Annotated in this window: 5 protein-coding genes; all 5 read left to right on the forward strand. The window is 30.5% G+C overall.

Annotated features, from left to right (window positions below):
• The 5 genes from C4Q29_RS05785 to C4Q29_RS05805 all read left to right on the forward strand — a co-directional run bounded on the left by C4Q29_RS05785 (position 1) and on the right by C4Q29_RS05805 (position 5,867).
• Complete coding sequence (locus C4Q29_RS05785) at positions 1-1,158, forward strand: ArgE/DapE family deacylase (protein ID WP_200813133.1); 1,158 nt, start codon at positions 1-3, stop codon at positions 1,156-1,158.
• Positions 1,159-1,296: 138 nt separating this feature from the next.
• Positions 1,297-3,081, forward strand: a complete 1,785-nt coding sequence (locus tag C4Q29_RS05790) for an ABC transporter ATP-binding protein (protein ID WP_103981871.1) — start codon at positions 1,297-1,299, stop codon at positions 3,079-3,081.
• Positions 3,082-3,091: 10 nt separating this feature from the next.
• A complete protein-coding gene (locus tag C4Q29_RS06455; protein WP_103981872.1) occupies positions 3,092-3,874 on the forward strand; it encodes a DnaJ domain-containing protein in 783 nt (260 codons plus the stop codon).
• A gap of 11 nt (positions 3,875-3,885) precedes the next feature.
• Positions 3,886-4,857: a peptide-methionine (R)-S-oxide reductase MsrB gene (gene msrB / locus C4Q29_RS05800; protein ID WP_103981873.1), complete on the forward strand. Its 972-nt coding sequence runs from the start codon at positions 3,886-3,888 to the stop codon at positions 4,855-4,857.
• Positions 4,858-4,916: 59 nt separating this feature from the next.
• Positions 4,917-5,867 carry a hypothetical protein gene (locus tag C4Q29_RS05805; protein ID WP_159459231.1) on the forward strand — a complete coding sequence of 317 codons (951 nt, stop codon included), beginning with the start codon at positions 4,917-4,919 and terminating at the stop codon, positions 5,865-5,867.
• The last annotated feature ends 347 nt before the right edge of the window (positions 5,868-6,214 follow it).

The raw sequence follows: 6,214 nt of genomic DNA on the forward strand, positions 1-6,214 counted from the left end.
ATGGAAAAATATATTGATATTTTAAGAGATTTGATACAAATACAATCAGTAAATGATAATGAAAAAAAAGTTGCCGAATATATCCAAGGCTTATTTAAGGATTATGACAATGTTGAAACTGAATTGGTTGAATCATATCCTGGTAGGGACAATATTATTGTAAAGATAAAAGGAAAAGAAGAAGGAAAAATATTTGCTTTTTCAGGACACTTGGATGTAGTTGAAGCTGGTGAAGGTTGGACTCAAGATCCATTTTCTGGACATGTAGAAGATGGAAAAATGTATGGTAGAGGTACTTCAGATATGAAGGGTGGCCTTGCAGCAAGTATCTATGCCATCTTAGAAATTTTAGAAGAAGGATCTAATTTTCCTGGTGAAATTTGGTTACTTGGAACAGTAGGTGAAGAAGTAGGTATGAAGGGAGCTTTAGACCTTGTTGAAGGTAAACACTTAGATGGGGTTGATGCTATTTTAATTTCTGAACCAACTAAAAGAGATGGTGAAAATCAAGCTATATTTGCTTCTAAAGGTTCAATAATGTACGAAGTAAAGGCTAAAGGAAAGGCAGCCCATTCTTCAATGCCAGAGATTGGCATCAATGCAATCATGACAATAGTAGATTATATCAAAAATGTCCAAGATGAATTTGACAAGGTAACAGCAAATCCTGACTACCAAAATGAACACTTAGGATCTACTTTAAATGTATTTTCTATTATAGAGGGTGGTATCCAATTTAACTCTGTACCGGATTTTGCAAGTATAAAGGGTAACATTCGTACTGTACCAGAATTTGGATCTGAAGAATCAATAAAAATTTTACAAGATGCTATTGATGAAAATAATAAGGATGAATCTAAGGCTAAACTTTCTTTAGACTTAGTCCAAGTTTTAGATCCGGCAGAGGCTGATAGGGATACAGACTTGATAAATGCCTTGAAAGAATCTGCTCCAGATAAAATTGTACAAGTAAGACCGCTTACAGGGACTTGCGAATTATCTAGATATACTCATATATCAGACGATATCCAACTTGTTGTTTACGGACCGGGCTTAACAAAAAATGCCCATATTATAGATGAATATATAGAATTGGATGAATATAAAGACGCTATAGAAACATTCAAAAATACAGCGCTTAAGTTTTTAAGTAAATAATTTACAATTTAATTTTAAATAAAGAAGATAAAGAATTATAAAGATCTTTGTCTTCTTTTTAATTGTTGATATATTTATAAGGACTATATATTTGTGGTATAATAATGAAATTAATGGTAATAATAGAAAGAGAGATGAATGGAAAAGTTAAATAGATCAAATTATACAAGTAAAGAATTAATAAAAAGATTTGCTCCTTACTATGGTAACTATAAGGGACTTTTATTTAAGGACTTGTTTGCAGCTTGTTTGACAATAGTTGCTGAAGTTGCCTTGCCTTTAATTATTAGAAATATAACCAATATGGCAATTAAACCAGAACTTGTTTTGACTATGTCATATTTGCTTAAAATGATTGCTATATATTTCTTATTGAAAGTTGTTGAAGTAGGATCCACTTATTATATGCAAAAACAAGGTCATATAATGGGAGCTATGATTGAAAAAGATATGAGAAGAGATGTCTTCAGTCATATCCAGTATCTTTCCGATGAGTTTTATTCTCATACAAAAATAGGGCAGTTACTAGCAAGGATTACTACAGACTTATTTGATGTAACAGAATTTGCCCATCACGTACCTGAAGAATTTTTGAAGGCTATAGTGAAGATACTAGTTACCTTTGTAATTTTGGTGAATATAAACCTTACATTAACTCTTGTAATGTTTTTAATGATACCTTTAATGGTTATATTAACTAACTCAGTTAGAAAAAATATTAGACGAACTCAAAAACAACAAAGACACCAAATAGGTGAAATAAACTCTGATATAGAGGATTCCTTGCTGGGTATAAATGTAATCAGATCTTTTGCTAATGAAGACCTTGAAATAGAAAATTTTGACAAGGCAAATTATAGATTTTTAGGCCTTAAAAAAGTATACTACAAGGCTATGGCTGATTTTACAGCTATTACAAAGGTTTTAGATGCCTTGATGTATTTAGTAATAGTGCTTTTAGGTGGTATATTTTTAATAAAGGGTACTATAGACCCTGCAGACTTTACCCTATATATAATGTATGCGACCACTTTATTGACAACTATTACCCGTTTAATCACCTTCCTAGAAACATATGAAAAAGGAATGACCGGTATAGAAAGATTTGCGGAGATAATGGATGTTAAACCAAGCATTGTAGACAGGCCAAATCCACATATTTTAAAAGATGTAAAAGGTCATATACAATTTGAAGATGTAAGTTTTGCATATTCATCAAATGGAGATGGGGAAAAAGAATCCGTCTTGGAAGATGTGACTTTAGATATTAAACCAGGTTCAAAATTAGCCTTGGTTGGTCCATCTGGTGGGGGTAAAACAACCCTAATAAAAATGATTCCAAGATTTTATGATGTAGATAAGGGTGCTATAAAAATAGATGGCTATGATGTAAGAGACCTACAGCTAAAAGCTCTAAGAGATAATATAGGTATAGTCCAACAGGATGTTTACCTATTCTCAGGAACTATTTATGAAAATATTCTTTATGGAAGATTGGATGTAAGCAAGGAAGAAGTAATTGAAGCAGCTAGAAAGGCTGGAGCTTTAGAGTTTATAGAAAAATTTCCAGATGGTTTTAATACCTATATTGGTGAAAGGGGTGTAATGTTGTCTGGTGGACAAAAACAAAGGATCTCTATAGCGAGAGTATTCTTAAAGAATCCACCAATACTTATATTGGACGAGGCGACTTCAGCCTTAGATAATAAGAGTGAACAAATTATCCAAGAATCTCTAGAAGAACTATCTAAAGATAGGACAACTATTACAATAGCTCACAGGTTAACTACAATAATTAACTCTGATGAAATAGTTGTATTAACTAAGGATGGTATCCAAGAAAAAGGAAACCATAAAGAACTATTAGATAACAAGGGTGTTTATTATAGCCTATATAATAGGATTGATAACCACATAATGTAATGGAGAAAAGATGAAAAATATATGGGGAAAAATAGTTTATTATTTTACTAAAGCTCTGGAGTTTATATATGATTTAGTAGAAAACATTTTAGAAGTCATAATAAATGCAGCGGATTCAATACGTTTATTTATTATTCCTATAGTGTTATTTTTTGTTATAGGGATAGTTACTATACCGCTTTTGCTTTTGCTTGTATTTACTGGACCAGGTGCCTTTTTATTAATTGCTACAATTATTGTATTTTCGATTTCTATCCTTGGAAGGTCAGTGCTGAATTCTTTTAGAAAAGTTAAATATGCTCAAATTAACTTTTTATATGACTATGCCAGATATGAGATGGAAGGTGGAGTAGAAAATAAGACTTATCAATTCTACAAAGATAAGTATGATGAAATTCAAAGACGAAAATTTGAAGAAGAGTTACGTAGGGAAGAAGAGAGAAGAAGAGAAAGACAAAGGCAACAAGAAAAACAATGGAGAGAATTCTTCGAACAAAACTTTGGTGGCTATAGTAGTTCACAGGATGGATATGGTGGCTACCAAGGATCTTCAGGTCAGAGAGGACCAGGTGCCTTTGTAGGATTTAAACAAAAATATGAAGAAGCTTGTGATGTTTTAGGTGTTCCTTATGATGCAGACTTTTCAACTATAAAAGCTGCATATAGAAAACTAGCTAAGAAATACCATCCTGACATTAGTAAAGAAAGACATGCTGAGGAAATGTTTAAGAAGGTAAACAATGCCTTTGATTTTCTATCAGAAGAAAATGTAAGAAGATATAAAAATATGTAAAAGAGGAAAATATGATTAGGTCTGAATTAAAATTAAAAGATAATCAAAAAGAAATTGTACTTGGAGCAGGATGCTTTTGGGGTACCCAGGCTTACTTTGACAAAATTGAAGGTGTAGTTGCTACTGAAGTGGGATATGCTAATGGACTTGTAGAAAATCCTTCATATGAACAAGTATGTACTGGAGCTACTGGTTTTGCAGAGGTTGCAAGAATTGTATACGATCCAGAATTGATTAACCTATTCCAAATCTTAGAACACTTCTTTAGAATTATAGATCCAACTAGTTTAAATAGACAAGGTGGAGATGTAGGTGAACAATATAGGACTGGAATTTATTCTAACAATTTAAATGATAGGGAAGTTGCTATTAAATATATAGAAATAATGCAAGTCAATTATGATAGAAAAATTCAGGTAGAAGTAGACTACCTAAAAAATTATTTTATGGCTGAAGACTACCACCAAGACTATTTAAAGAAAAATCCTAATGGATATTGTCATGTAGACCTTTCTTTAGCTGATGAAGATACTAAAGACAATAAGTTTGCTAAATTATCAAACGAAGAAATTAAAGAAAAATTGACAGACTTACAATATAGAGTAACTCAAGAAGCGGCTACAGAAATGCCTTTTACTAGTGAGTATGACGATTTTTATGAAAAAGGATTATATGTAGATATTGTTACAGGGCAGGCTTTATTTGTTTCAACTGATAAATTTGATGCGGGTTGTGGTTGGCCATCATTCTCCAAACCTATTGAAAAAGATGCCTTATTATATTTTGAAGATGATAGCTTATCAAGAAAAAGAATTGAGGTAGTTTCAAAATCAGGAGACAGCCATCTTGGTCATGTATTTAATGACGGACCAAAGGAAACTGGAGGATTAAGATATTGCATTAATGGTGCAAGTTTGAGATTTATTCCTTATGATGAAATGGATGAAGAAGGATATAGCGAATATAAAAAACTGGTGGAATAGTATTGAGAAAAGAAAGACGAGATATTCAAGAAAATCGAATAAGAGATCATAAGTATTATATGAAGAAGAGGAATAAAAGAAATAGGAAGAAAAATAGGTTGGCAAGATTTTTAGGTTTGCTATTTATTATTTCAGTACTAGGATTTTTATATTACTTCTTTATATATAGGGAAAAAAATAAGATTAATAAGCTTTATCAATCTTATTACAATAGTACTTTTGATCAAGCTTATAATAAGTATAGTGGAAACTTATATTATAAAAAATATAATAAGGATGAAGAAAGTGCTAGCTATGTGAAACTGGATCCTAATACCTATACTATAAAGAATAAAGAAAAATCAAACTTTGAAGATTACTTAGTTAATAAGTTGATGGATGTCCTTGAAGAAAATCAAATTAAACAAGAAGACTTTTCTATAGTTATAGAGGATGGAGATGAAACTTTATTGGCTATCAACGATAAAAAGACTTTATCTAATTACAAAATTGATGATTATATTTATTTACTATTAATAGATGATTTAATAGGACAAGGCACAATAAAGTTAGAAGATGTAGAAGAACACCTGGATAGTATCTATATCCAAAATAATAAGGATAGGATAACAAGTCTTGCTTCATATATAAATGGTATGGGTTATAATTTAACTTCATTTAAAAGTAAAGTATTGGGAAGGTCTAATATTGAATCAATGAAGGTGAGTGAAGTTTTGAAATTTTTCAAAATGTCAGAAAACAAGGATACAGTATTGAAAAAATATTATCTTTCCTTATTAGAAGAAACTAGTAATTTATTTTTGAATCCTGTTTATACTAAACAGGCAAGTAGAAATATATCCTTATCTAATAGTAATGTAAAATATGATATTGGTTATGTAAATTCTGACCAAGATTATTACTATTCTATATATAGTGATAAGTTATCAGATGAAAATATACATATAATTGCTGATGCTATTGATAGAAATATAAAAGAATTAAAACTAAATAAGACATTAATTGATTAAATTCAATAAATAGACTATGATGAAACCGGGTAAAATACCCGGTTTTAATTATTATTAAAAATAAATGCAAAAAAGTTTGACAAATACTTTTTAACTTGCTATTATATAAAAGTCGTCGAAAAAGACGGTCTGAAAAGACTAAAAAATAAATGAAAAATTTATTTGACAAATACTTTTTTCGATGGTAATATATATAAAGTGTTCTCAAAGAACACGATAAAAGAACCTAAACAAATAAATAGTCAAAACTTTTGAGTATAATAATTTCAAAATAAGCTAGATCAAACTTTAATTTGAGAGTTTGATCCTGGCTCAGGACGAACGCTGGCGGCGTGCTTAACACATGC

The organism is Helcococcus massiliensis (genome assembly GCF_900258485.1).
Lineage (GTDB): Bacteria > Bacillota > Clostridia > Tissierellales > Peptoniphilaceae > Helcococcus > Helcococcus massiliensis.